The following is a 206-nucleotide window of genomic DNA, read 5'->3' as shown; positions in this document are numbered from 1 at the left end:
ATGAATATATGGAAAGCAGTAATCTTCGCTTTGCTTGGCGGGAAATGGCTGACGGGTTTAAATCCTGGATATGGGGTTATCACAAGGGCAAAGATATTTGGAATACCGGTGCTTCTTTTATTTATCATTGCCATCTATGCGTTGTTTTACTATTTTCTGATGTACAGGAAATTCGGGAGGTACATCTACGCAACGGGCTGTAATCC

1 protein-coding gene is annotated in these 206 nt (G+C 41.3%); it reads left to right on the top strand.

What is annotated here, in order from left to right; translation table 11 throughout:
* Positions 1 to 203, top strand: a 203-nt coding sequence (locus tag HJY11_RS14965; protein ID WP_208076610.1) for a hypothetical protein, incomplete at its 5' end; no start/stop codon positions are given.
* Positions 204 to 206 lie beyond the last annotated feature (3 nt).

The sequence above is a fragment of the Bittarella massiliensis (ex Durand et al. 2017) genome (assembly GCF_017566145.1).
GTDB classification, from domain to species: Bacteria; Bacillota; Clostridia; order Oscillospirales; family Ruminococcaceae; genus Bittarella; species Bittarella massiliensis_A.
This window is presented reverse-complemented; position numbering and strand designations above follow the sequence as displayed.